Origin of the sequence: Neolewinella aurantiaca (assembly GCF_008014675.1) — a bacterium.
Taxonomy (GTDB): domain Bacteria; phylum Bacteroidota; class Bacteroidia; order Chitinophagales; family Saprospiraceae; genus Neolewinella; species Neolewinella aurantiaca.
This window is the reverse complement of sequence record NZ_VOXD01000032.1, coordinates 25,561-50,282: the sequence shown is the minus strand read 5'-3', so window position 1 is coordinate 50,282 and position 24,722 is coordinate 25,561. Positions and strand designations below refer to the sequence as shown.

The 24,722-nt window shown below is 51.9% G+C and carries 24 protein-coding genes and 1 tRNA gene; 17 read left to right on the top strand and 8 right to left on the bottom strand.

Translation table 11 applies throughout. From position 1 onward, the window contains the following. Positions 1-64: 64 nt before the first annotated feature. Positions 65-568: a hypothetical protein gene (locus FUA23_RS17675; RefSeq protein ID WP_147932092.1), complete on the bottom strand. Its 504-nt coding sequence runs from the start codon at positions 566-568 to the stop codon at positions 65-67. A gap of 392 nt (positions 569-960) precedes the next feature. On the opposite strand from FUA23_RS17675, the gene FUA23_RS17670 reads away from it, so the two are divergent. Then, positions 961-1,863 carry a DMT family transporter gene (locus FUA23_RS17670; protein WP_147932091.1) on the top strand — a complete coding sequence of 301 codons (903 nt, stop codon included), beginning with the start codon at positions 961-963 and terminating at the stop codon, positions 1,861-1,863. 93 nt (positions 1,864-1,956) lie between these two features. Here FUA23_RS17670 and FUA23_RS17665 read toward each other — a convergent pair whose 3' ends face one another. The 4 genes from FUA23_RS17665 to FUA23_RS17650 all read right to left on the bottom strand — a co-directional run bounded on the left by FUA23_RS17665 (position 1,957) and on the right by FUA23_RS17650 (position 6,049). After that, a complete protein-coding gene (locus tag FUA23_RS17665; RefSeq protein ID WP_147932090.1) occupies positions 1,957-3,207 on the bottom strand; it encodes an MFS transporter in 1,251 nt (416 codons plus the stop codon). 42 nt (positions 3,208-3,249) lie between these two features. After that, the gene (locus FUA23_RS17660) at positions 3,250-4,023 is read right to left on the bottom strand and encodes a 3-keto-disaccharide hydrolase (protein WP_147932089.1); all 774 of its coding nucleotides are present in this window, start codon (positions 4,021-4,023) and stop codon (positions 3,250-3,252) included. Positions 4,024-4,177: 154 nt separating this feature from the next. Beyond that, positions 4,178-5,281 (bottom strand): glycosyltransferase family 4 protein, encoded by a 1,104-nt coding sequence (locus tag FUA23_RS17655; RefSeq protein ID WP_147932088.1) that lies wholly within the window; start codon positions 5,279-5,281, stop codon positions 4,178-4,180. A gap of 96 nt (positions 5,282-5,377) precedes the next feature. Then, positions 5,378-6,049 (bottom strand): ribonuclease H1 domain-containing protein, encoded by a 672-nt coding sequence (locus FUA23_RS17650; RefSeq protein ID WP_147932087.1) that lies wholly within the window; start codon positions 6,047-6,049, stop codon positions 5,378-5,380. Positions 6,050-6,272: 223 nt separating this feature from the next. Here FUA23_RS17650 and FUA23_RS17645 point away from each other — a divergent pair, with 223 nt between their 5' ends. The 8 genes from FUA23_RS17645 (at position 6,273) to FUA23_RS17610 (ending at position 11,178) form a co-directional block, all read left to right on the top strand. Further along, entirely contained in the window at positions 6,273-7,091 is an 819-nt protein-coding gene (locus FUA23_RS17645) for a TatD family hydrolase (protein ID WP_147932086.1), read from the top strand. Between the two features lie 122 nt (positions 7,092-7,213). After that, a tRNA-Ser gene (locus FUA23_RS17640) sits at positions 7,214-7,300 on the top strand. A 409-nt stretch (positions 7,301-7,709) separates the two neighbouring features. Next, on the top strand, positions 7,710-8,429 hold the full coding sequence (locus FUA23_RS17635) for a MotA/TolQ/ExbB proton channel family protein (protein ID WP_147932085.1): 720 nt from the start codon (positions 7,710-7,712) through the stop codon (positions 8,427-8,429). Positions 8,430-8,460: 31 nt separating this feature from the next. Then, the gene (locus FUA23_RS17630; RefSeq protein ID WP_147932084.1) at positions 8,461-8,973 is read left to right on the top strand and encodes a hypothetical protein; all 513 of its coding nucleotides are present in this window, start codon (positions 8,461-8,463) and stop codon (positions 8,971-8,973) included. Positions 8,974-8,996: 23 nt separating this feature from the next. Further along, positions 8,997-9,554, top strand: coding sequence for an ExbD/TolR family protein (locus tag FUA23_RS17625; protein ID WP_147932083.1), 558 nt, complete (start codon positions 8,997-8,999; stop codon positions 9,552-9,554). A 130-nt stretch (positions 9,555-9,684) separates the two neighbouring features. Next, complete coding sequence (locus FUA23_RS17620) at positions 9,685-10,164, top strand: ExbD/TolR family protein (RefSeq protein WP_147932082.1); 480 nt, start codon at positions 9,685-9,687, stop codon at positions 10,162-10,164. Between the two features lie 237 nt (positions 10,165-10,401). Next, a complete protein-coding gene (locus FUA23_RS17615; RefSeq protein ID WP_147932081.1) occupies positions 10,402-10,965 on the top strand; it encodes a hypothetical protein in 564 nt (187 codons plus the stop codon). A gap of 9 nt (positions 10,966-10,974) precedes the next feature. Further along, positions 10,975-11,178 carry a hypothetical protein gene (locus tag FUA23_RS17610; RefSeq protein ID WP_147932080.1) on the top strand — a complete coding sequence of 68 codons (204 nt, stop codon included), beginning with the start codon at positions 10,975-10,977 and terminating at the stop codon, positions 11,176-11,178. A gap of 18 nt (positions 11,179-11,196) precedes the next feature. On the opposite strand, the gene FUA23_RS17605 is transcribed toward FUA23_RS17610, so the two are convergent. Continuing rightward, positions 11,197-11,958 (bottom strand): enoyl-CoA hydratase/isomerase family protein, encoded by a 762-nt coding sequence (locus tag FUA23_RS17605; protein ID WP_147932079.1) that lies wholly within the window; start codon positions 11,956-11,958, stop codon positions 11,197-11,199. A gap of 404 nt (positions 11,959-12,362) precedes the next feature. Here FUA23_RS17605 and FUA23_RS17600 point away from each other — a divergent pair, with 404 nt between their 5' ends. The 4 genes from FUA23_RS17600 (at position 12,363) to FUA23_RS17585 (ending at position 18,227) form a co-directional block, all read left to right on the top strand. Further along, positions 12,363-13,934 (top strand): septal ring lytic transglycosylase RlpA family protein, encoded by a 1,572-nt coding sequence (locus tag FUA23_RS17600; protein WP_187271114.1) that lies wholly within the window; start codon positions 12,363-12,365, stop codon positions 13,932-13,934. A gap of 516 nt (positions 13,935-14,450) precedes the next feature. Beyond that, complete coding sequence (locus FUA23_RS17595) at positions 14,451-15,377, top strand: bestrophin family protein (RefSeq protein WP_147932077.1); 927 nt, start codon at positions 14,451-14,453, stop codon at positions 15,375-15,377. 83 nt (positions 15,378-15,460) lie between these two features. Then, positions 15,461-16,042 (top strand): hypothetical protein, encoded by a 582-nt coding sequence (locus tag FUA23_RS17590; protein WP_147932076.1) that lies wholly within the window; start codon positions 15,461-15,463, stop codon positions 16,040-16,042. Positions 16,043-16,364: 322 nt separating this feature from the next. Then, the gene (locus FUA23_RS17585; RefSeq protein ID WP_147932075.1) at positions 16,365-18,227 is read left to right on the top strand and encodes a sodium:solute symporter family transporter; all 1,863 of its coding nucleotides are present in this window, start codon (positions 16,365-16,367) and stop codon (positions 18,225-18,227) included. A 156-nt stretch (positions 18,228-18,383) separates the two neighbouring features. Here FUA23_RS17585 and FUA23_RS17580 read toward each other — a convergent pair whose 3' ends face one another. Together FUA23_RS17580 and FUA23_RS17575 are read right to left on the bottom strand one after the other, a co-directional pair. Further along, positions 18,384-18,971 (bottom strand): hypothetical protein, encoded by a 588-nt coding sequence (locus FUA23_RS17580; RefSeq protein WP_147932074.1) that lies wholly within the window; start codon positions 18,969-18,971, stop codon positions 18,384-18,386. Positions 18,972-19,041: 70 nt separating this feature from the next. Continuing rightward, on the bottom strand, positions 19,042-19,698 hold the full coding sequence (locus FUA23_RS17575; protein WP_147932073.1) for a hypothetical protein: 657 nt from the start codon (positions 19,696-19,698) through the stop codon (positions 19,042-19,044). A gap of 352 nt (positions 19,699-20,050) precedes the next feature. Between FUA23_RS17575 and FUA23_RS17570 the strand changes: the two genes are divergently transcribed. Genes FUA23_RS17570 through FUA23_RS17555 form a run of 4 tightly spaced genes read left to right on the top strand, consistent with a single transcriptional unit; the run spans position 20,051 to position 24,622 of the window. Further along, positions 20,051-22,171: a nitrite/sulfite reductase gene (locus FUA23_RS17570; protein ID WP_147932072.1), complete on the top strand. Its 2,121-nt coding sequence runs from the start codon at positions 20,051-20,053 to the stop codon at positions 22,169-22,171. Positions 22,172-22,220: 49 nt separating this feature from the next. Then, positions 22,221-23,018, top strand: a complete 798-nt coding sequence (gene cobA, locus FUA23_RS17565) for a uroporphyrinogen-III C-methyltransferase (RefSeq protein ID WP_246144329.1) — start codon at positions 22,221-22,223, stop codon at positions 23,016-23,018. A gap of 23 nt (positions 23,019-23,041) precedes the next feature. Continuing rightward, positions 23,042-23,884: a precorrin-2 dehydrogenase/sirohydrochlorin ferrochelatase family protein gene (locus FUA23_RS17560; protein ID WP_147932071.1), complete on the top strand. Its 843-nt coding sequence runs from the start codon at positions 23,042-23,044 to the stop codon at positions 23,882-23,884. A 60-nt stretch (positions 23,885-23,944) separates the two neighbouring features. Beyond that, the gene (locus FUA23_RS17555; RefSeq protein WP_147932070.1) at positions 23,945-24,622 is read left to right on the top strand and encodes a phosphoadenylyl-sulfate reductase; all 678 of its coding nucleotides are present in this window, start codon (positions 23,945-23,947) and stop codon (positions 24,620-24,622) included. Positions 24,623-24,722: the final 100 nt, after the last annotated feature.

Below are 24,722 nucleotides of genomic sequence, written 5' to 3'. Positions count from 1 at the left end.
TGCCCGGGCTCAATCGCAGGAGAACTGAAGCCTGAGTAGGAAAGACCTTGGCAAGGTTACGGTATTAGTTACGTAGTGGGTGGATGAAAGCCATTCCCGCAGTGATGATTCCAGCAGGCCCGGCCGGTAGTGCTGCTAAGAGCAGTGCCCATTGTGGCCAGGTGATTGGCCAGTGAACGCCACTGCCATTGTTAACAATTTTTATCTCGGCGATCTTCAAGGCAACGATGGCGCCGATGGCAGCACCGATGGCCGTCGCCACCCCTCCGGTTACGACTCCAGCAGCTCCGAAGGCAGCTGCAATGGCACTGCCTACTGCCCCGCCACCAGTAATACCGTTGATGATGTCGTCTGTGAGTTTTTCGTTCATCACGATGTCAACGCCCCACCAGTGCACGCTGGCGGAAATTTGCTCGCCCGTAGCCGCACTGTCCAAGAGTGCGTTAGGTGCATTCGTACCCAATACCTGTTCGTGAAACTGCTGACTGCTCTCCAAACCTTGTTGGAGGTTGCTAACGGCTGCCTCGTGTAGCTGTTGGGTTAGTAGGTAATGATTGGTGGCATTCATAAAAGAATATTTGTCCGGAGTGGCATGTTTCTCTCCGATGGTTAAATACTAATCACAATGTCTGTCATTGCAACAGAGCAAAATTAGGAGCATGTGAGAGGGGGAGGAAAGAGTGATTTTACGGTTTTTGTATTTCGGGGGTTTGTACTCATTGCACGAGTATTGATGCGTTTTTTGAATGCTGTTGGGGTGTTTAGCTGTGATGCAGATTCTTAGGATTAAGTACCAAAGCAAGTTTTAAATGTGGGTGGAGGCCATTCGTGCGGCAGGCTTTATTTTTCTCGTATTTATATGCCACCTTCGCCCCAAATTGATTCCTGAAAAAAAAAAGTACGCGCACCTGGAACGTGCGCAGTCCAGTACCTTTCAAACTGCAACCTGAATCTTGCAATATGGCATACTCCAACAATCGTGCTTATTTAGAACTCCACATCGCTGTTTTCCTCTGGGGTTTTACGGCCATCCTGGGCGACATCATATCCCTTAACGCCGTCACGTTGGTGTGGTGGCGGGTGCTGCTTACGAGTATCAGCCTGTTGCCGCTGGTGCGGGTGAAAACCATCATCAGAGATGTTGGTCGTAAGCAGGCATTGATCTTTGCCGGCCTGGGGTGCATCGTTGCATTACACTGGGTAACTTTCTACGGTGCGATCAAACTGGCCAACGCAAGTGTGGGACTGATTTGTCTGGCTACCACCGCTTTGTTTTCGAGCATCCTGGAGCCGTTGATCGTGAAACGAAAATTTCTTTGGTACGAACTCGCCCTGGGATTATTTATTCTTCCGGGAATCTGGCTTATCATCGACGGAGTGGATGCTTCGATGACAACCGGTGTACTGGTAGGGCTGAGTTCCGCGCTGCTGGTGACCTTTTTTACCACCTTCAACAAGTTGTACGTGGAAAAATCTGATCCTCTGCGGATCACCTTTATCGAGCTTTCGGCGGGTACGCTGTTCCTTACCCCCTTCCTCCCGTTCATGCCGGGTAGTTTCTGGCCCACCCCGATGGACTGGGTCTGGCTGATCGTCCTGGCCGTGATTTGTACCACCTTTACCAACTTCCTCTTCCTGCGGGCGCTCAAGAAGCTCTCCGCTTTTGCGGCAAACCTGACGGTGAACCTGGAGCCGGTTTACGGCATCGTACTGGCCTATTTTCTGCTCAACGACGCTGAAGAGCTTACACCTAGTTTTTACTGGGGGACGGGGCTGATCCTGGTCGCTGTATTCGGGTACGCTGGACTGAAGCGGTATTTCCGCCTCCGGGCGGAACGACTGGCCAGAAACACTGCTCTTTAAGGTAGCGTTTTTTGCACCCGCGTGCGCGCCATAAGAAACGCCCACGTTCCGGAACTGGAGCGTGGGCGTTTTTTTTAGGAACAACTAAGTGCATTAAGCTGCGGCCGGCTTACGGCTCCGCATGTAGAAAAAGAGTCCGGTAAAGACAAAGATGAGCAACAGCGGGAACAGAGCAATATTTCCCAGCGTTGCCTGACCGGTTGCCAGTTCGGCGGCTTCGCCCGTAAGGCCACTGGCGAGTGCCGTTTCGCGGCCACTGTCGATCCAACCACCAATAATGGGGTTCCAGATACCCGCACCGAGCATGCCCGCGCCACCAATGAGGGAAAGGCCAAAGGCACCAGATTGGGGGATGTTCTCGGCGGTGAAACCGATCATTGTTGGCCAGAAGTAACAGATGCCAAGACCGAAGACTGCGGTTCCGACGTAAATCATCGGGCCGGTAACGCTGCTAAGGATAAATAAGCCCAGGCATGCAAGAACGGCGGAGCCAATAAGTACTCCGATAGGGTTCAGTTTCTGAATGAGCGGACCGGCAAAAAAGCGTCCGGTGGCCATGATGCCTGCCGTAAGTGCCAGCAGGATCATTGCGTTGGCGCCTGCATTACTGAGAATGCGCTCCACCCACTGGGTGGTGCCGAATTCTGTAGTAGCGGTAACCGTCATAATCAACGCCATGATGATGAACAGCGGCGTAAGAATACCTTTGATGTTCTCTGCGGTGTCGCTGACGATGTTGGCTCCTTTGGGGAAAGCCTGGCCCAGCATAAGGAATCCGTAAATAGCTGTGGGGATAAACATGGTGGCAATCAGCATCTGCCATGACATAGCGCCGCCGAAGAAGAAGGCAATCAGAGAGCCGATCACGATGCCGCCAGGGAACCAAACGTGGAATTTGTTGAGCATGGCGGTCTGCTTGTCCGGGTACATATCCGCGATGAGCGGGTTACAGGCCGCTTCAACGGAGCCGTTGGCAAAACCGATCAGGAAGGTGGAAATGAGGAGCCCCCAGTAACCTCCGGCCATGATGGTGAGGGCAAGACCAAGCACGTGGGTCGCAAATGCAAGCCAGAGCAAGATTTTAGGGCCTACCACATTGTAGATGGCGCCACCAACAAGCATAGCTACGGGGAAGCCGAAAAAGTTCATCGAGTTAACCCAGCCCAGCTGGCCATCGGTCAGGCCGAAATCTGCAGCAAGATCTCCCAGGATGCCGGCCCTGATGGCAAAGGTCATGGAAGTTACGACGAGGGCAAAACAACTGGCGAGGAAGAGCCGGTCGCGGTTCTCGGGAACGTCGGCAAATGTCCGCTTGGGAATCGCGCCGCTATCTAATGTAGGCATGTCTTTAAGCTTTTTGTTAAGTGGTGAAATTAAACTGAAGTATTATTTTGATCCCAACTCGCGAATGCGAATGCCCCGGAACCAAACGGCGTCGCCGTGATCCTGAAGAGAGATTTTGCCGGAGGTCGACATACCGAAAGCGTCGTAATCTTTGAACTTCGACTTGTCGATCATGGCCTCCCATTCTGGGCCTTTGTTGGCGTATTCAACCTGTTTTTTGCCGTTGAGCCAGTGCTCGACCTTGCCGTCGGTAACAACGAGTTTTACTTTGTTCCACTCGCCAACGGGCTTCACGTTTTCTTCGGCGACGGAGATGAAGTCATAAAGGTCGCCGGCGCGGTGGGTCTTGATTTTTCCGTCGGGGTGGCCGTCGTTGTCGAGCACCTGCATTTCGGGGCCGGTGAGCCAGGGGTAGTCGTATTCGTCGGTTTCAACGATGTTGTAGATGATGCCGCTGTTGCCGTTTTTGCCGATTTTCCATTCGAGTTCGAGCTCGTAATTGGCGTAAGATTTGTCGGTGACAATATCGCCGCCGCCTTCGGTTTGCCAGCCGTCTTTGTTGGCTACGTCGAGGTAGATGCTACCGTCGGCAATCTTCCATGCAGCACCAACGCTTTCTTTGCCGTAGGTGTGCCAGCCGGTGAAATCTTCTCCGTTGAAGAGGGATACCCATTCACCGGTTGCCGTCATCGGTTTGATTTCGGGCTCGGCAGCAGGTGCGGGGTCTGTTTCTGGCGAGGTAGTAGAGGTGGCAGTGTCTCCACAGGACAGCAGCAAAAGCAGTGCCGCGGAAAAGATCAGATTAATGCTTCGCATGAACGTTGTTGAATATGAGAAGGGGAAGATAGTAAACGGCAGGGAACTAAAGCCACAAGAATGCCTTAGCAATCGATTGGTGTCAGAAAATACACCCAATGTGACACAAAGCTGCCTTGCGGGAAGTCGTCTGACGGGGCACTGGTGGGCAGCTTTACCTGCTCAAAACGGTCTGGTAAGCAGCGTGGAGCTCCTGTACGGTCCGGTCTGCCCGGAAGTGCTCCGTGATGTAGGTCTTTCCCGCCGGGCCCAGCTTTTGGCGGAGTGCCGGGTTTTCGGCAATGCTGAGGATTGCTTCGGTAAGCGCTTCATCGCTTCTTGCCGGCACAATAATGGCCGTTTCGCCGTTGATCCCGAGGCCTTTATTGCCACCGATGTCGGTCATGATGGTGGGGCGGCCGAGGAACATGCTTTCAAGAAGGACTTTACTGAGGCCCTCGCCTTTTACGCTGGGCAAGAGGCTTACGTCGGCAGCGGCAAGGATATTAAGAACGTCGGTTCTGAAACCGGCAAAAGTGTACTGGTGGGCGTAGTAGCTGTCGGCGAGGTCAGACTCAAAGTCGGGAACCTGCAGGCCGCGGCCAACGAAGAGGAAGTGAAGTCCTAGATCAGCGGGCAAGCGGCCGATGGCCGTACCAAGGTAGTTCATCCCCTTCATCCGGCGGGCGTTGGCAACCACTATTATGGTGGTACGCTCCGGAGGGATGTCAAATTCGGCTTCCAGGTCAACGGGCTCAATATCGGCGTACCAGGCAGGGTCGTGCCCCTTGCCAACCACGAGAGTTTTGGACTTGTCGAAGAACGGGAGCCGGTCAAAACTTTCTTTTACGGCTCCGGAAACACAGATGATACCATCGACCCGCTTGTTGAGGTGCTGAAAGTAGGCACCGGGATCCCACCAGTGAATGTTGCCGGTATAGCCCCGGTAAGTAAGCACTTTCCCCGGCCAGCCCTTCGCTGCGCGAATACCCGCAACGATGCTTTTATTGTTGAACAGATGCAGTAAGTCGTAGTGATTAGCTTCCAGCTCAGCCCTGATGCCGTCCCGATCAGCTTTGCCAAACTTGCTCTCGGGGTGCCAGTCGATGATGCGGACGCCTCCCGCTTCGAGTTCACTGATGTAACTGGAGCCTTCACGCGGCGTCATCAGGGTAATGGAATAACCGAAGTCCTTTATCAATCCGGTAAACCAGCGCCCTTCGGGCCGCACAGCATTGAGAGAGTCACGATAATCGCTTACGACTAGGAGGTTGAGCATAGGGGCGAAGGTACTGATTCTCGATATTTGATTGGTTGTGTAGCTGTCCCGGTCAACAAACAAAGCGTTCCCTGGGCCGGGACAAAGTAACACGCGTCACTTCCTGCCAAAGTCTGCCGGAATTTCTCCCCACCCCTTGGTGTCCCATTTATAAATGGGATTGGTTACTTTATTTGCTTTCAGCCAGGCTTCGGCCCGGTCGATGTACTCGAAGAGCTCGGCGGTTTTCTTACTGCGTGCAAGGGTGGTTTTGCATTTGCCCTTTTTTACCCACCCGATGGCAATCTGAGAGTCACTGTAAATGGGCAGGTCGGGCATATCCTGGCCTTTCAGGAAAGCCAGGGCATGGACGAGCGCCAGGAACTCCCCGATGTTGTTGGTGCCGAGCGGAAACGCCCTGTGAAACAGTTGTTTTTTTCCGCTGGTTGTCACGCCCTGGTACTCCATCTTTCCTGGGTTTCCCGAGCAGGCGGCATCGACGCTGATACTCTGACTTATAATCGTGGGGGTGGAAGGCGCGTTGCCTCTCCGTGGTGCTTTTTGGCGCGAACGCGGGTGCGAAGATGGTTTTTTGATGCCCGACGCTGCCGTTTTAATGTAATTACCGAAGCTGTTAGCGTACGCCGCTTCGGCCTGCGCCCGGGAGGGGAAAGATTTATACTTTGCTCCTTTATAACCATCAATCTGACTTTTGGCTTTACCCCAGTCTGTATAGACCCCCGGTTCGTGACCTACCCAGACTACATAGAATTTCTTTGCTTTTGCCATGGCCGCAAGGTAATGAGTCTCGGAGTTATCGAGTTGTTTCTCTGAGACTCACCTACCGGCTTGCTACCTTTGGGCCCGCTAAAGCAAACTAAGGTGCAGGCGAGTCGTCTTTGCAATGACCACCCGGCCGGTGGTCCCTCAGTTATCCATCCTTTTCAGGTTGACGGAGAACTAAAGTACCCACCAAACCGAACTTGCTCTGCATCTAGAACATACCTTATATATGTACATCGATACGCATACCCACCTTTACAGTGATAAATTTAAGGACGACCGTGATGAAATGATGATGCGCTCCCGGAACGCCGGGGTCGAATTGGCCATCATGCCAGCGGTCGATTTACGTAGCCATAAGGCTATGTTGGAACTCGAAAAAGCATACCCCGCTGAGACGCTGGCCATGATCGGCCTGCACCCCTGTAGCGTTGGGGAAGATTTCGAGACTGAGCTTGCTGCTGTAGAAAAATACCTGGGAGAACGCTCCTGGGTAGCGATCGGCGAAATCGGGATGGATTTGTACTGGGATAAAACCTTCCGTGCACAACAGGAAACTGCTTTCCTGCGGCAATGTCAGTGGGCAATCGATTACGATCTGCCCATCTGTATCCACGCCCGTGAAGCAATTGATGAACTGTTGGAACTGATCGATGGTATCGACGATGCCAAATTAAGGGGCGTTTTTCATTGCTGGACAGGAAACCTCGAACAAGCCAACCGGGCAATAGCGAGAGGCTTCTACCTCGGAATCGGAGGAGTGGTAACTTTCAAAAACGGAGGTATCGGTCCGGTTGTAAGTTCGGTGCCCCGCGACCGGATTTTACTGGAAACCGATGCACCTTACCTGGCACCCGTTCCGAAACGAGGGAAACGAAACGAAACGGCTTACATCCCACTTGTTGCAGAAAAAATTGCAGAACTTTGGGAAACTTCTCCGGAGGAAGTTGGCCGACAAACAAACGCAAATACATGGCAACTCTTTGAACTTGACCGCTTTGTAAAGACAACTTACCCCTGGGCGGCCACAAGACCGGCTAGCCGTTGAGTATTAATCTTCACGAATGCCAATAAAAATTTTGTTTTGTTGATCGTTTTTGCAATTTTTGCGTCTATTCCGGGAGCTGTTACTAACGAGTGAGCTCATTTCGCCGGAGATTGACAACAAAAGGAGAGGTGTCCGAGTGGCTTAAGGAGCACGCTTGGAAAGCGTGTGTGCGGGTAACTGTACCGAGGGTTCGAATCCCTCTCTCTCCGCATTGAAATTCAGGAAAGGAAGGAAGTTCTCCTCGTCGTGTGTTACGGAGTACAAATTTTGTACCCTTTAATCATGGTCAGAGGTTTTTCCTTCTTTTCCGTTTTTTTAGAAGAACAGAAAGGGGTAAGACCTTTTCTTAGTATCGTAGGGTGTGGAACTGTCATGGTAGTACGACGGGATTAAATTATCTTGTTAATCTGCAATCTGACGTTTACCGATGGTTTCATCGGCGCATTTTCCATCATTACAATCAATAAGATGGAATTTTTCTTACCTTTCGGCATGATATGTTGCGATGTTCGTCGCACATTCGACCGCAACGGCGGTTCAAAGAACACTATACGCTGGCATTCGTGCCGGTTCTTATTCTCTTCACGCACAAACTATTCGTTAAACCTAAATTTGGCTATGCGACATCTTTCCAAAACACTGGCGGCGCTCACGCTGGTAGTATTTTCCGCTGCCGATCTCGCAGCACAAGCAGAAGAAGCCTCTGGCTTCCAGGTCCTCAAGAAGCAATTCATTGATGGTGACTGGCGCTTTATGGCGATCGTTCTTGTCTGTCTGATTCTCGGACTTGCATTCTGCATCGAGCGTATCATAACGCTCAACCTTGCTTCCGTCAACACGGACAAACTACTTTCCCGTATCGGTGAACGTCTTGAAGAAGGCGACATGGCAGGTGCTCGTGAAGTAGCCAAATCCACCCCTGGCCCAACTGCAAGCGTACTTTACGAAGGACTCCGCCACAGTGGTGAAGGCCCCGACGCTGTAGAAAAAGCTATCGTTTCTTACGGCTCCGTACAAATGGGTCTTTTGGAGCGCGGCCTTGTTTGGATCTCTCTCTTTATCGCGATTGCGCCCATGCTCGGGTTCATGGGTACAGTAGTAGGTATGATCCAGGCCTTCAACCGTATCGAAACAGTAGGTGACCTTTCTCCTGCAGTAGTAGCCGGTGGTATTAAAGTAGCACTTCTTACGACGGTATTCGGTCTCGTTGTCGCCATTATCCTGCAGATCCTGTACAACTACATCGTTAACAAGATCGACGGTATTGTCAACAAAATGGAAGACGCTTCCATCGCCCTGGTAGACATCATGGCCACAAACAACAGCTTTAAGGCCTAACCAGCCCTCATTTTATAAATCCAATCATAGCATGTACGCATTTTTAAATAAATACGGTCAGGCGCTGGCTTTCGGGATTGGAGTGCTGGTTGTTGCCATCTTTTTGATGAGTATCTTCTCCGGCGACCCCGCCGAGATGGAACTGTTGAACTCTGAGTCCGCAGGTGCGGAGAAGTACGATACGGGTGTCTTTGACTTCGGTATCGGTATCTCCCTCGCGCTCACTGCTCTGGCATTTATTGTGGCTTTACTCTTCGGTATCGTCCAGTTTGCCAGTAACCCTAAAGGTTCCATTAAAGGCCTGATCGGTCTGGTGGTTCTTGGCGTTATCGTTTTCATTGGCTACTCTACAGCCAACGGCGAAATCGCAGCTGAAACTCCCGAGATCCAACGGGCTATCGAAAAGTTCACCACTTCTCAGGAAACCACCTTCTCCGGCGGAAACCTGAAATTCATTAGTGGTGCTATTCTGGCCGCCCTGATCATGATTGCCCTCTCGATCCTTTCACTTGTAGTGTTTGGTATCCGCGGCATCTTTAAGTAACCTGAATAAATCTCAACCAGACTATGGCTAAGACTAAGACCAGAGACCGGATGAACAATGAGATCAATGCTGGATCTATGGCGGACATCGCCTTCCTGCTTCTCATTTTCTTCCTCGTCACTACTACGATCGCCGAAGACAAGGGTATCCTCGTAAGATTGCCGCCCTGGTCTGACGAAGACCCTGATATCACTAAGTTGAAGGAACGTAACGTGTACTCCGTACTCGTTAACGCCAACAACCAGTTGTTGGTCCGTGAAGAACCTATGCGCATTGCCCAACTACGGGAAAATGCTAAGGAGTTCATCGCGAACCCCCGGAAACTGCCAAACATGGCTGAATCACCTAAGAACGCGATCATTTCGCTGAAGAATGACCGTGGTACGAATTACGAAACGTACCTGGCCGTTTATAACGAACTGAAAGGTGCTTACGACGAACTATGGGACGAACTTGCCCAGAAACGTTACGGTGAACCTTACTCCGACGATATGCCTTTTGCTCAACGCAAGGCCATCAAGGGAGAGATTCCGATGGTACTCTCCGAAGCGGAGCCCACCAACTTTGGTGAAGAGAATTAAATAGACACGGGCCGGTTCCGCTACGGCGTGTTCCGGCCCGTTTTTTTATTCTCCCTCCACCAAACCTTGCCCGATGTGGCATCTTACGGTTGTTCAATAGCACCGTTCACTCAATTCAAGCATCAATCTAATGGCTAAGTTTTCTAAAAAACGCGGCAAGTCAAGCCCCGCGATTTCTACCGCTTCTCTTCCGGACATCATCTTCATGTTGCTGTTCTTCTTCATGATGGTAACCGTTCTGCGGGATTCTGACTTGAAGCTCTCAGTAAATACTCCGGAAGCGACCCAGCTTACTAAGCTTGATGAGAAGTCGCTGGTAAACTACATTTACGTAGGCCGTCCGACGCAGCAGTACCAACAAGTTTACGGTACGTCTCCCCGCATTCAGTTGGGCGACAAAATTTCTACCGTTGATGATATTCCACTGTTTCTTGAGCAGCATAAGGTAAAGCTGCCCGAAGCGAAGCGCAGTCGTATCACTTCTTCCCTCCGGGTTGATGGTGAAGTGACAATGGGCATCGTACAGGATGTAAAAACCAAACTACGTAAGAGTAACCAGTTACGTATCAACTACTCTGCCGGTAAACGTGCAGGTGAAATTAAGAACTAGGCTAACCGCCTCTGCCTTAACGGCTGAAAAGCCGCTCTTCTCTTCCGGGAAGGGCGGCTTTTTTATTGGTCGGAAATGAAGGTGCCGTAGTGCCTTTTCGTTATCCGCAAACGTTAAAAAAGGCCTGTCCTGAAATACGTTTAGGGTGTTCCCGCTTACTTTACCGTGATTACCCGAATTCTTATCTGCCTTACTTTTCTGTTTCTCCTCTTTCACCCGCTTCGTGCTCAGGAGTTCGTGGCGGGGCTTACCGTTGCCGTAGGTACAAGCTGGGAAGTCGAACGTTTACCTCTGAATGTCAGACCGGAGGAGTCTACGGGTGTGATGGGAGGGGAAGGATACGAACTTTCCCTGCTGCTTGGTTACCGGATTGATCAGTTAACTTTAAGTCTGAGGCCTGGCTATATTCGGCAGTCAACAAGTTCCTTTCGTCACTTTGACAATGATGGAGGTGTCCGGTTTAAGGAAAAGGTTTTTCCTGATGCATTTTTGCTCCCAGTCCGGGCAACCTTGAACTTTGGCAAGCAGCGGTTGCAACCCTCGGTTGGATTGGGAGGCGGGTTTTTGATCAGAGTGGGGAAGATGGAGTCATCGCTTGCTCCCGTGCCGGAGCAAGTACTGCCGTACCTCGAAGTGGTAGTTGGTGTGGAGGTTGAGCTAAAGAGCCTTAAATTTCGGCCTGAATTTACTGTTCGAAACGGAACAGGTGAGCTGTTCAGCCCGGGTAAGAGTGACATCAACCGAGATTTCGGTGGCCAGCGTTGGGCTTATGCAGCTTTGGGTATTGTGGTGACAAATTGAACCTCTTCTATGCATACAGGCATCATTGTTTTTTATCTTCCCGAAAAGGGGTACGGTTACCTCCGTCTGCTGAATACGCGGGAGGAGTTTCATTTCCGGGAAAAGAACCTGTTATCGGCCGGCATAAAAGCCGGAGATATAGTGCGTTTTGAAATGAAGGAAAGCCGGCAAGGCTACTTCGCGGATAAGGTTGAGCGTAGTAACCTTGCCTGAGTTTTCCGGCGAGGGAGGTTACTTTCGCTTAAAGGCAGATAGGGCTTCTTTGGCTTCGTCCGTGAGTACCAGTCTTCCCGAAACTCCGGCTCTTTCTTCAAGTAACGATGGCCAGTGGTTGGTGCCGTGCCAGAGCGTCGCTTTCAATTCTGCGGTGGCTTGGAGGCTGTAGGTCGCTAATTTGGATGCAAGCGCAGTAGCCGCATCGTAGAGTTCTTCGTTGGTCGCGAATACGCGCTGGTAAAGACCTTTTTCTTTGGCCCAACCGGCATTGTGCCACTCGGTGTCGATGCTGAGCTCAGAGGCTGCGGCGATTCCCATTTTCCGGACCAGGGCCGGAAGAATAACGAAGGGGCCGATAGCGATGGCCAGTTCACTGAGTTTGATGCTTGCTGCGTCGGTTGCCAGGCAATAGTCTGCGGCAGCAGCAATCCCGACTCCTCCTCCGATGGCTTTGCCTTGTACTGCAACGACTACCGGTTTTTTGCACCGTCGCATCGCAAGTATCAGGTTGGCAAAACCCATGAAAAATTCTTGCCCGGATTTATTATCGGTGATGGCCAGTAGTTCGTCGAGGTTGGCTCCTGCGCAGAAAGTGCGGTCGCCGGCGCTGCGCAGCAGCACGCTGCGGGTAGCGTCGTCCTGTGAGGCAGAGTCAAGGGCTGCAACTAAGGCACGTAACTGGTGGGTGGGGAAACTGTTGTGCGCCGGGTGGCCGAAGGTAATGGTGCGTACACCGGAGGGCGCGAGTTGGCTTTGGAGTTCTCCGTTGGGGTTCATGATCTGATGATTTTATTTGGTTCAGCAAAGGTAAGCCAGTACCCTTGCATTACTTAAACCTCAACGGGGGCATAAGAGAAATCCTGAGCTTAATTATCCTGGCCTCAACAGACGTCTCCGGAGGAAACCTATGGATACAATCAGTAGTACGGGGTAGCGCTTTATCCCGGTATTCTGCGACAGTAAAGAGTTGGAGATGGAGTGGATTACTCCTTGGCCGGGGCTTGAAATGGGCTTTGGAGCAGAAAACGAAGTGTTCTGCAACAATGAAGCTACAGCGAAGCGTTTTAGCCTTGCACCTGCGTCAGCGCCCTGATCTGCTAAATAAAACAGGTCATTTTTCACCCTTAAGATCAGTATTTCAAAAAACCGGGCTAATTTGTGCCTCATCATTTTCCCGAACTATGAATAATCAACCTCTTGTTGCCCGCTTTATTCAGGGGCTTTTCCTTCTTCTGGTCACCCTCGGATCGACTCATTACGCTATGGCCCAGAAGCTGGAAGGCGTTGCCAGTTTTTACGGTGATAAGTTTGACGGCCGACCCACCAGTACCGGAGAAACTTTTCGGAAAGCAGGTTATTCCGCGGCCAGCCTGGATTTGCCCTGGGGTACAATCGTTGAAGTAACTAATCTGAGCAATGGCAAAACCACTCAGGTAAGAGTGAATGATTGCGGCCCGCATGCTAAAGGAAGAATCATTGACCTGAGTCGTGCTGCAGCCGAAGACCTCGACTTTGTCAAAGACGGGGAAGCCAATGTCCGTCTTCGGATCATCAAGGCGAGCAATTCAGGGCCAACGTGTAACCGGAGCAAGTGGGCCAAAAAGCTGAAAGCAGCAGGAAAAGAAATTCCGGGACCTCCACCACCGTGGGATCCTACCGAAACAGTAGCAATAGCTCCGGTAAACGAAGTGGTTCCGGGCCCTTCTGTGAGTCCTGGGTTCCCGATACCACAAGGAGATATACAGGGCCTTGCGAGTTACTATGCCGATCGGTTTCAGGGGCGTACCACCAGTACAGGGGAGGTGTACGACCATAACAAATACACTGCAGCAAGTAAAGCCTTTGCTTACGGTACCCGCCTGGAAGTGACCAACATCGTTAGTGGAGCTAAAACCGAAGTTACGGTAAACGACTGTGGCCCAAGCAGCCCGGATCGTATTCTGGACCTGAGCCGTGTTGCCGCCGAGCAAATCGGTATTCTGGCAGCAGGGACCGCGATGGTGAGCATCAGAATTCTTGAACAGGGAACTAAAGGCCCGACGTGTAACCGCTCCGAGTGGCTGAAAAATCAGAAAGAAACTGAAGCAAATGCAGTTGCCCTTAAGCCGGGGACCGGTGGATCGGAACCAATTCAGGTTACTGTTCCCGTTAAATCCGCTGAAGAGCAGCCCGAAAACCTGGTGGGCGCCTATACCCTGCAGGTAGGTGCTTTTGGCAGCCGGGATAACGCCGAAAAGTTAGTCGCGGAACTGAAAAATAACGGATTCTCTGACGCCTATTCAGTCACCGGAACAAAACTCACCAAAGTTTTCACCGGTTTGGCAGAGACAAAGGAGGAAGCCAAAGTAGTTGAAAAAGACCTGGTGGAAGCAGGATATGCTAAACCCAAAGTGGTTTCCATTCGAGTGCTCAGGAGCAAATTCGAAACACCGGAGGTTCCTGATGCCGCCCCCGCAACGTATGGTAATGCGGGAGGTGCCAGCCCGGAGCCGGCCAAGCCTGTACAACGGGAATTTGCACCTGACGAAATACTTTTCGGTGTTCAGGTGGGCGCTTACTCTTCGAAGAGCAATGCCGACAAGATGATGGAGAAGTTGAAAAACCTCGGTTTTGACCTGGTGTATAGTGCAGATGTAGGTAAAACCATTCGGGTCTTCGTCGGGAAGTTTTACTTCCAGAGCCAGGCCGCGGAAGAGAAGGGCAAACTCGAAGAGGCCGGCATTGAAGGTGCCTCCGTACGGAGAGTTCAATAGTAGTCGGCCACCCCGTAATCACCTGACATCGGGGATGATTGAAAATGCTGCTTTCGGTAGTCTGATTTCCTTAGGTGCGCTGCCTCAAGGCAGCGGCTGTTACAGACGTACTGCCGGAAAGCGACACGTTGTTGTCTTTAACCTCCCAGAAGGGAGAGTAACAATGCCGGTGCTACAAGGAGTAAGACCAGGACGGAAAGGCGAAAGTATTTTTCGACGTTGTTCATGCCCGTATTGACGCTCAAGGCAGTTGAAAAGGTACGTGGTATGATGTCTTTTAAAGCTTTAATAACGCTTCCGCACTAGTTGGCTGTAGCTTTAACATCACTATAGCAGAAGCCCCTGAGGGGGCAGGGGAAGCAGGGGTGAAAACCGTAACGAAAGGCACACCGGACAGAGACTCGTGAGTATGCTGAGTGGCAATTTTGCCAAGGGAACAGGCCTCTGGTCCGAAGGAAATCCAAACCTTGAAGGCTTTAAACTGTATTACCAGGGTCAGACACTCACAAAAAAAATATGATACTCTACAAAACCAACGGAAACTGGTTTGGCGATATGCGCCATCTGTTCACATCATGGACAATGAGGCGCATCGTCCGGTCGGTTGTGGGCATCGGTATTTATTCAGCTGCCTTTGTGTGGGTGGTAGACTATTTTGACCTTGGTCATTTTATGATGATGGACCCAACGGTCTTTTCGCTCCTGGGGGTGATTCTTTCGTTGTTTCTTGGTTTTCGGACGACAACCGCTTACGATCGCTGGTGGGAAGCCCGAAAACAGTGGGGGGCACTGGTTAACAACACCCGGAACATGGCGATCTACGTAGATACGATGTGGCCGGAGAGCGATGTGGGGATCCGCAGGTTTATGGCTAAGCACATTGCTAATTTTTGTATTGCCCTGTCTGAGCACCTTCGTGATGGGGTTAAGCTCGATAAACTGATTTATCTCAGCCCGGAAGAAAACGAATACTACTCGTCGAAAGACCATGTCCCCAACTTCATCGCCTTGCGTATATTTCAGCAAATGGCGGAGGCGCACCGAAAGGGTGACATCAACGAAGGCGACTACATCAACATAAAAGCACAGCATCAAAGCCTGCTCGACATTCTGGGGGCGTGCGAACGAATCAAGAAAACACCAATTCCATTCAGCTATAACGTGTACCTGAAGCTGTTCATCTCGGCTTATGCATTGTTGTTGCCCTGCGGACTGATGGAAAGTTTTGGTTGGACGACGGTGCCCGTCACCATGCTCATTTTCTTTGCTTTGCTGGGGATTGAACTGATGGGCGAAGAAATCGAAGATCCTTTCGGGCTTGACTGCAACGATCTGCCCACAGGCGACATGGCCCACACCATCAAGCGGAATGTATTCGAACTGCTCGAAGACCGGTCGCCGACCGAGGAACACCGAAAGGAGCTTTACACGAAAGTATTCTGATGGCTATCTGAACGCTAACCGCACTGTTTGTAAAGGCAGGCGTTTTAGAAGCGAACCGATTAAAGAACAAATCGATAAAGCCTGTGCACGATATTGAACCCCACTTCGGCTGGCGCGAAAAGTACCGCGCCGAAAATGATAACTACTCCCCTTTTTACGGCCGCGAATATTCCGAATTCGGCTACACCAACAAGGTGTACAATTACCTCCTTCATCCTCAATGGGATGAATTCGGAGCCGAGACCCTGTACCTGAAACAATTGTTTACGGACTACGACGAGCACTACGTCATCATTGAAATGATAGGGGAGTGGAACGATGCCGTGCATAATGATGTGATGCACCTGAAGCGTGAGTTTACAGACCAGCTCATCGGCAACGGAATTCGTTACTTCATCATCATCATGGAGGGCGTTCTGAATTTCCACGGCGGAGATACCGACTACTACGAGGAATGGGTGGAAGAAATAACTGAAGATGGTGGGTGGATTGCGTTGCTCAATTCTCACGATCATGTGATGGATGAACTCACCCAAACCAGGTTGGATAATTATCTCGCCTACGGAGAGCAGTTCAATAATCTTGCCTGGCGACCTCAGAAGCCGGAACGTATTTTTGAGGCTGTGGAAGGCTTGATGCAAACCGGAACCCGGAGGGTTTACTGAGCCAGGTCGTTGGGGATTAAGAGGCTAATTCTGATCAAAAGCAGGTAACTTTTGTTCATCTGACCGTAAATGAATGGTGCTTAGTGGTCATTTTACACGAACTGATCGCTGTGCTTATGTTTCAATCCACTATATTGCCTCGCTTTTAGTGCTTTCAGCACATTGTCAGACATATTTGAACGACCCTACCTTCCAGTCTTTCCGGCAGGGGGGGGGCACCACAATACTTCATGGCCGGTTTCCGGCTCAGCGAAGAGACCATCAGAAATGTCCGGTAGGGTGACTTTGGGCATACTTTTTTCACCTATCATATTTAGGGATCATGCAATTAGAAGGTTTAGACCTAACCATTTTCGGCGTTTATATCGTCGCTGTAATCATTTTCGGTATTTGGATATCGAACCGGGATAAGTCCGCTACGGCCAGTGATTACTTTCTGGCCGGCCGCAGCCTGCCCTGGTGGGCGGTAGGTGGCTCACTCATCGCGTCTAACATCTCCGCGGAGCAGATCATCGGAATGAACGGTTCCGGTTTTGAACTGGGGCTCGCCATTGCCACCTACGAGTTAATGGCTGCTATTACACTCATCATCGTTGCTAAATTCCTGCTGCCGGTCTTTCTGAAAAAGGAAATTTATACGATGCCTCAGTTCCTCGAGGAACGCTATGATGGTACGGTACGTACGATTATGTCGGTGATGTGGATTGCGCTGTTCGTTTTCGTGAATATTTCCACGGTCCTGTACCTCGGAGCTCTGGCGATCGAGCAATTGCTGGATGTTCCCTTGTATATAGGCATCATCGGGTTGGTCATTTATTCTGCCTGTTTCTCGATTTTTGGGGGGCTCAAAGCGGTCGTCTGGACCGACGTCGTCCAGGTTGTTGTCCTGCTGCTTGGTGGAACGATCGCGGCGTGGGGTATCCTCAGTTTTGTGGGCAAAGGCAGCGTCATAGGAGGGGTTACAGAACTTTACAATGTCCTGCCTGGCCACTTCGAAATGCTGTTTGAGCCGTCCGATACTTTCCGGGATACTGCGACCGGCGAGGAACGTTCGAGCTTTAACCTTCTTCCTGGTATGGCACTCCTTCTTGGTGGAATGTGGATTGTGAATACTTATTACTGGGGCTTCAATCAGTACATCATCCAGCGTGCGCTGGCGGCAAAAAGCCTGCCGGAAGCGCAAAAAGGTATCGCCTTTGCTGCTTTCATGAAACTGTTTATTCCGTTCTTCGCGGTGCTTCCCGGTATTGCAGCTTTCTACCTGCTTACCGAAAAGGGAATTAACGTAGACATCGAGAAGGCAGATCAGGTCTTTCCCTGGGTTCTCGGTAACTACGTAGGAGTCGGATTCAGAGGGCTCACCTTTGCGGCTCTGGTGGCCGCAATCGGCTCTTCTGTAAGTTCGATGGTAAATAGTGCTTCCACGATCTTCACGATTGATATCTACAACAAATTCATCAACCCTGCGGCCAGCCAGAAACGGCAAGTTAAAATGGGACAGATCGCAGCGGCATCGGCTCTGATCATCGGAGCCATCGTGGCTCCGGCTCTGGCTGCGGCAGATCAGGTTTTTCAGGTGATCCAGGAGTATACCGGGTTCCTTAGCCCGGGGGTTCTGGTCGTATTCATTTTCGGTATGTTCTACCGTCGTGGTACTGCCCGCGCTGCACTGGTGGTTATTCTGCTGGGTGTCCCGCTTTCGCTGCTGTTCAAGTTCATCCTGCCAGACCTGGCTTTCCTTGACCGGATGGCGCTGATGTTCCTCATCTCCAGTGCGCTGATGATCGTACTCAGCGGTGTGACCAGCAAAAAAGCAGCTGATCCGGCGCTCAACCAAACGCTCAGCAACGCATCGGAAGAGGCTTCTTCCCCTACTGTATCGTCGGCAGCTATCGTAAAGGATATGAGTATCCGGAATGGTATTGCGGTGCTCGTGATCGTTATTGGTGTATGTACGGCCATTCGGTTATTCGTACAGCCAGTACCGGGTGTTCCAGACTGGGCGGTGTACCTCTTCGCCGTTCTCTCGGTCGCCGTGCTGGCCCTGATTTATACCGATAAGCAGGAAGACGATCATAAGGCAATCGATCTGGAGCCTTCGCTCTTCCGTACCCGGATGGGCTTCAATATTTCAGCACTTGCGGTGCTGCTTATCCTGGCCCTCATTTACGGGTTCCTCGCTTAACGAGTCAATTTTCGACGACTCAGAAAGCATATATTCAGCATCCAGATCTACTTACGGTGGCCTGGATGCTGTCTTTTTGTGAAGAGAATAATCTCATTTGCCGGTGTGGAGTCGGCGCTGACGCAGGTGCAGCGTGAGGTAAGAGGCCAGGGCTTGCTACGCAGTGAGCGCCATAACCAGACCGCCGAAGCTGCCGCCGGCTTCGTAGAGCGCGTCGTTGTAAACGGTAGCTCTCAGGCGGAGGTTATGCGGAAGTTCGTTGCGCAGCTCAAACTCGATCATGATGTTGCCAAAGGCCTGGTCCATCTTCACCTCACTAAAGGTCGTATTAGGTTTAAGATAATGGCGCTCCTGGGTCTCGATCCAATCGTTGCGGGGGAAGATGCGTCGGTCGGATATATCGGAACGGTAGTTGAGGGTAAGTACCCGTTCTTTGAGGTAGTGGAAAAAGTGAGTTATTTCTTCCCTGTTGTAGTTCATCTCCCGGAAGTACATCACAAAACCCTTAGAGCTTTGGGTGTCGAGAAAGCCGATGGTATTATCGGTCGTCAGTCCGTCTTTACTCCGGGTGTACTGGGTACTGAGCCAGTCGAGCAGCCGGCGTGGGGCTGCAGTCGATTTCCAGTACCCGTAAGCGGCAAGGTCTTCTTCGCTTCGTTGTATGAGTTCATGGATGGTGGGGGAAGAAGGTGAAGAACTGTCGGCCTCGGCAAATATTTTTTTGATCTGGTCCCAGAAGGTCATAGGCGGAGCATTAAAGAATAATCAAGGCTGAAGGAGAACGGTTACCGGCAACCGGCGGGGTAAAAGACAATCATTTGATCTGATTGAACTGGTCCCGACCTTTGAAGTCGGTCACCTCACCCCGGTACCTGAGTTCCCGCTCGGCGGAGTAGCCGAATTCAGCGTGAGGAAGTACACGGTTGAGCGTTTTGGTAACCAGTTTCAGTTCGGTGGGCTTCATCCCGAAGGTGTGGATTTCGCCGTCAGAACCCACAAGGTGGAGCGTGCCGATGGCAACGGTTTTGAAGCCAAAGGGCATCCGCTCCGTCACCAATCCGTAGACCCAGACAACAGACTCCGGATGTTCGGTGAGCAGTCTTCGCCAGTAGGCCAGGGGCTGCTCGGTCACGATGCGGAGCAGCCACCACAGAGCTCCGGCGGCACCGAATCCGCCAAGCAAAGCCCAGCCCAGGTATTGCGAGGTTGCTCCCACGATAATCGATGCGAAGCACAGAAGCATCAGCACAATAGCTGCGTATTGTTGCTGACGGCGGTCGCGTTCCATGCTCTCCCAAAGAGGGTTGAGGCCTGGATGGAATAGAATGCGTTGATCGGTTGGCATAGGGGTATAATGGTCTTGAAGCAAGGAGGGTTCATCCGGGCCTTCGTTGATGCGGCTGTTATTTTCTACCGCAAGAACAGGCAAAAAACGCAACAGCTTACTTTTTCGGGCGGTTGCACTCTCCATTAGCTGATTTATCACGGGAAGCGCCTTTTCTCCGTTTGCGCTCTTTCGGCAAAGATGCAACCGCTACGGATGTTGCCCGGTATTCCGCTTTTTTCACCTCCCAACCTCCTTTGCTCATTCGTCCCTGTATTGCACCTGCGCGCCGGCGCCCTCCTGCTTAGCCAAACTGAGCAAAAACACTAATCATTTAATTTATTTAAATAAATATATGTTAAGATTCTTATGGTTGATTTAATTTTATTTTTGTAAAGTGCTGTTGTTTAAAATGTTGTACTTAACCATTGTCCGTTCATATGTTGTTTTGTTCATGTTTTTATTCAAACTAAGCCGCTTCAGACGGGTACTTTCGGACATGACTACTACCGAACAATTAAATCTGGACCACCTTGCCGCTCCTGTCCGCGACGATATTCAGGAACTTTCTGACCGCATCCATGCCTACCAGCGGATGCAGGAAGATGAAGACCGCTTCAAGCACTACCGCCTGACCAGGGGGGTGTACGGCCAGCGGCAGCACGGGGTGCATATGTTTCGTACCAAAATTCCGTTTGGTCACCTGACGCCGGATCAATTGATTGCTTTAGCCGATATGTCTGAGAAGTACACCAACGGCCGGTTGCACATCACGACCCGTCAGAATATACAGATGCACTACGTTAAACTGAACGATAGTGTAAAGGTGTGGCAAGACCTGGCAACAGCCGGTATGACCGCCCGCGAAGCGTGCGGCAACACCGTGCGCAACATCACCGCCAGTCCCCTTGCCGGCGTTGATCCTAAAGAGCCGTTCGATGTAACTCCTTACGTTCAGGCTTCTTATGAGTTCTTTCTGCGTAACCCGATCTGTCAGGAGATGGGCCGCAAAATAAAGCCTGCCTTTTCGAGCAGTGAGGAGGACTCTGCGTTCACTTATTTCCATGATTTTGGCTTCATCCCCCGCATTCGGGACGGTGTTAAAGGCTTCAAGGTGGTAATCGCCGGAGGCCTCGGAGCCGTTTCGATGATCGCCCCCACGGCCTATGAGTTTCTGGAAGCCAACCGGATCATTCCTTTCATGGAAGCTTCTATCCGCGTATTCGACCGTTACGGCGAGCGCGAAAAACGGATGAAAGCCCGGATGAAGTACTTGCTGAAAGACCTTGGTCTGGAGCAGTTCATGACCCTCGTGAACGAAGAAATGGTTGCCATCGAGCACCAAACCTTCGAGGTAGATGAATCTTTCGCTCCGTCCCTGGGAGATATTCCGGCCGACACTTTCGAGCCCGTTGAACCTCTGCATCCCGCCATGTACGCCGAATGGCTGAAAACAAACGTATCCGAACAAAAGCAGGGGGGCTACCGCGCCGTTGCGATCCGGGTGCCACTCGGTAATCTGGAGGCAGAGCAAGCACGCTTACTGGCCGGCCTGGTAAAAGATTTTGCCAGCGACGATATTCGCCTGAGCGTGCAACAGGGAATGATTCTTCGATACGTTCCCCCCAGTGCGTTGCCGCATTTGTTTAACGGCCTTTACGCCCTGAACCTCGGCCTGCCGGGGTATGATACCACCGCCGATATAACCGCCTGTCCTGGAACCGACACCTGTGCACTGGGTGTTACCAACTCGACTGGTTTAGCCACTATTCTTGAGGAGCTCGTCCGTGACGAGTTCCCCGAGATGGTTACCGAAAACGACGTGCGCATCAAAATCAGCGGCTGCATGAATGGCTGTGGCCAGCACATGGCGGCGAACATCGGTTTCCACGGTTCCAGCATCAGGGTAGGGAAGAAGATCGCCCCGGCCATGCAGGTGGTTGTGGGTGGAGGTATCACCGACGACGGCCGTGGTTTTGTGGCCGAGAAAGTAATCAAAGTGCCCACCCGCCGCATCCCGCAGGTGATCCGCGACCTGTTCAACGACTACAAAGCGAACGCTACCGAAGGCGAATACTACAACGACTACGTAGTGCGCCAGGGCAAGCGTTACTTCTACGACGTGCTCAAGCCACTCGGCGACGCAAAAACCATCACCGAGGAGGAGTTCTACGACTGGGGCCAGGACAAAGAGTACATCCAGGAGATTGGTGTAGGCGAATGTGCCGGGGTGAGCCTCGATGTGATCGGAGCCATTCTGAACGACGCCTCCAATAAAGTTATCGCCGCCGGCGAAGCCCTCAAGGCTGGCCACGAGAAGGATGCTGCCTACCACGCTTACTCATCCATGATCACGGCTGCTAAAGCCCTGATGCTGGCCGAAGACAAAAAGTGTAACACCCACATCGGCATCCTGCGCGATTTCAGTGAGTTCTTCGGCGACCGTTTCTCCGAAGCGATGCCCTTCGAGGAATTCGTACTCCGTATCAAGAAACAGGAGCCTACCGTAGCGTTCGTTACCGAGTACCTGAATGATGCCCGGGCTTTTGTCTCGAAAGCCATCCGGGAGCGGGAGAGCCAGCTGGACAAAGTCGTTGTGGGCGAATACTACAAAGCGTAATTGGTCTGTTGGGCCGTCACGACCGTCCTTCACCACAAAGCAAGAGCAAATGGCTATACAACTCAAGGAACCAATGAACCAACGGGCCAACGAACCAAAAGTAACCCTGGTAGGCGCCGGCCCCGGCGATCCCGACCTGATCACCCGCAAGGGCCTCAAGGCGTTGCAAACCGCAGATGTGATCCTGTACGACGCGCTGAGCTCGGATGAGTTGCTTGAGGAGACCCCCGATCACTGTGTCCGGATCTTCGTTGGTAAGCGGGCCGGGTGCCACTACAAAAAGCAGGACGAGATCAATGCGTTGTTGGTTGCCTCGGCCTACGAGTACGGGCACGCCGTCCGGCTTAAGGGAGGCGATCCTTTCATCTTTGGTCGTGGTCAGGAAGAAAAAGCTTACGCCGAAGCAGAGGGCCTGGACGTGACGGTGGTGCCTGGAATCAGCAGCTGTATCAGTTTACCCGAGCTGCAGGGCGTTGCGCCCACCAGCCGGGGCTATGCCGACAGTTTTTGGGTATTGACGGCGCATACACGTAACGGAGGCCTGAGTAATGACTTACTTTTGGCCCCGCGCAGCAACGCTACCGTAATCATTTTGATGGGGCTTGGTCGTCTGGATCAGATCTGCGCGCTTTGGGATGCCGAAGGAAAAGGCGATCTTCCCGCGATGGTAATCCAGAACGGTAGCCGCCCGAACGAACGCGCCTGGGTGGGCACCGTAAACGACATTGCTCCCCGCGTGGCCGCCGAACGTGACAAAGGACCGGGGATCATCGTCTTGGGAGCGACCGTTTCTCAGCACCCGGACTTCAAAGCCAGGGTACTCGCAACGACTTCCAACGCACGGTAGCAAACCGAGAATCAAGAACCTTTATGACCAATCCACTATACCCCGCTTTCTTTCGTTTAGACCGCCTCCAGTTGCTGGTGGTCGGAGCGGGCGAGGTGGGCGAAGAAAAACTCAGCTTTATCCTCAAGTCGAGCCCAAACGCCCGGGTGGTCATTGTCGCTCCATGGATGGGAGAAGAACTGAAGGGTCTTCTGGACAACTACGATAAGCAGGCGCGCACGCAGGAGCAAAGCCCGTTGGACGAAGCAGGGTTTGGTGGCGATGTTCTCACGGCTGCCCGCTTTACCCACGAAGCGCCAGCCGGGGAATGGCGCACCGCCGCCGGCGGTACCGTAATCTGGTACGCCCGGAGATTCAAAGCAAAAGACGTTGAAATCGCAGACCTCGTTATTGCCGCTACCGACCTCAAAGAAGTGAACCTGACGGTACACGCCTCGGCTAAAGCTGCCCGCCGGCTAACGAACATTGCCGATACTCCCAGCCTGTGCGATTTCTACCTCGGTAGCATCGTAACCCGTGGCCCGCTCAAGATCGCGATCAGTACCAACGGACAGAGCCCGACCTTTGCCAAACGGTTCCGGCAGTTTCTGGAAGCAGAGCTGCCAGACCTCGAAACCAGTAACCTGCTGGACAACCTGAAAACGTTCAGGGACCGGCTAACCGGAGATTTTCGGGCGAAGGTGCGCCAACTAAATGCGGTGACCAATAGTTTACTCGCTTCTACCGAAGACTCAAATCCGGCTTGCCGGTGCCCCGAAGGAGAATGTCTGGTAGAAGCGGCAGCTAACCGTACTGCTTCTTCAACCATCAGTGCACCTGCGGCCTCGCCCCTGGAAGGTGCGCCGGATAACGAGCCTGAACGATAAGGTGATGTTTGAACACCGAAAGGGGCTTTCTTTCAGGTCCTGTTTTAATAATAACCAACAATGAGCCAAACCATCATAAACGCAGACATAGAGGCCTTGAATGCCGAATTCGAGCCGCTGGATTTTCAGGAACGAATCAAGCGACTCTATGAATACTTTCCGGTAAATCAGGTGCTGTTTACGAGCAGTTTCGGTACCAAGTCTGTTGTGATGCTGACCCTGGTGAGCCGCGGCAACGCTGCACAGAAGGTACACATGCTGAATACCGGTTATCACTTTCCGGAAACGCTGGCTTACAAAGACACGCTCTCGGAAGTGACCGGGCTGGAGGTCGTTGAAATTCATCCCGATGAGACCCGCCACCAGCAAACGCTCGATACCGAAATGTGGGAAAGCCAACCCGCCCGGTGTTGCCACTACAATAAAGTGATGCCCCTTAAGGCAGTAAAAGACGTACACACCGTCTGGATGTCGGGGGTTCACAGCTACCAGACCATGAACCGTGCGGCGATGCGGATTTTTGAAGAAGTTGATGGTCTTATCCACTTTCACCCGCTCATCGACATCACCGAAGGTGAATTTCTTTACTACCTTGAAAAAGACAAACTACCACGTCATCCGCTCGAAGCCAAAGGCTACGGATCCATCGGTTGCCACCACTGTACCCGCCCGGGGCAGGGTAGGGCTGGCCGCTGGGCCGGTAAGGACAAAGACGAATGTGGCCTGCACGTCAGTTGATAAGCAGTGAGTAGAAAGTAGTGGGTAGTGCTCAGCAAGGAGTGCTTTCGTGCGGTAGCACTACCCACTACATTCTACCCACTACCCACTACCCAATACC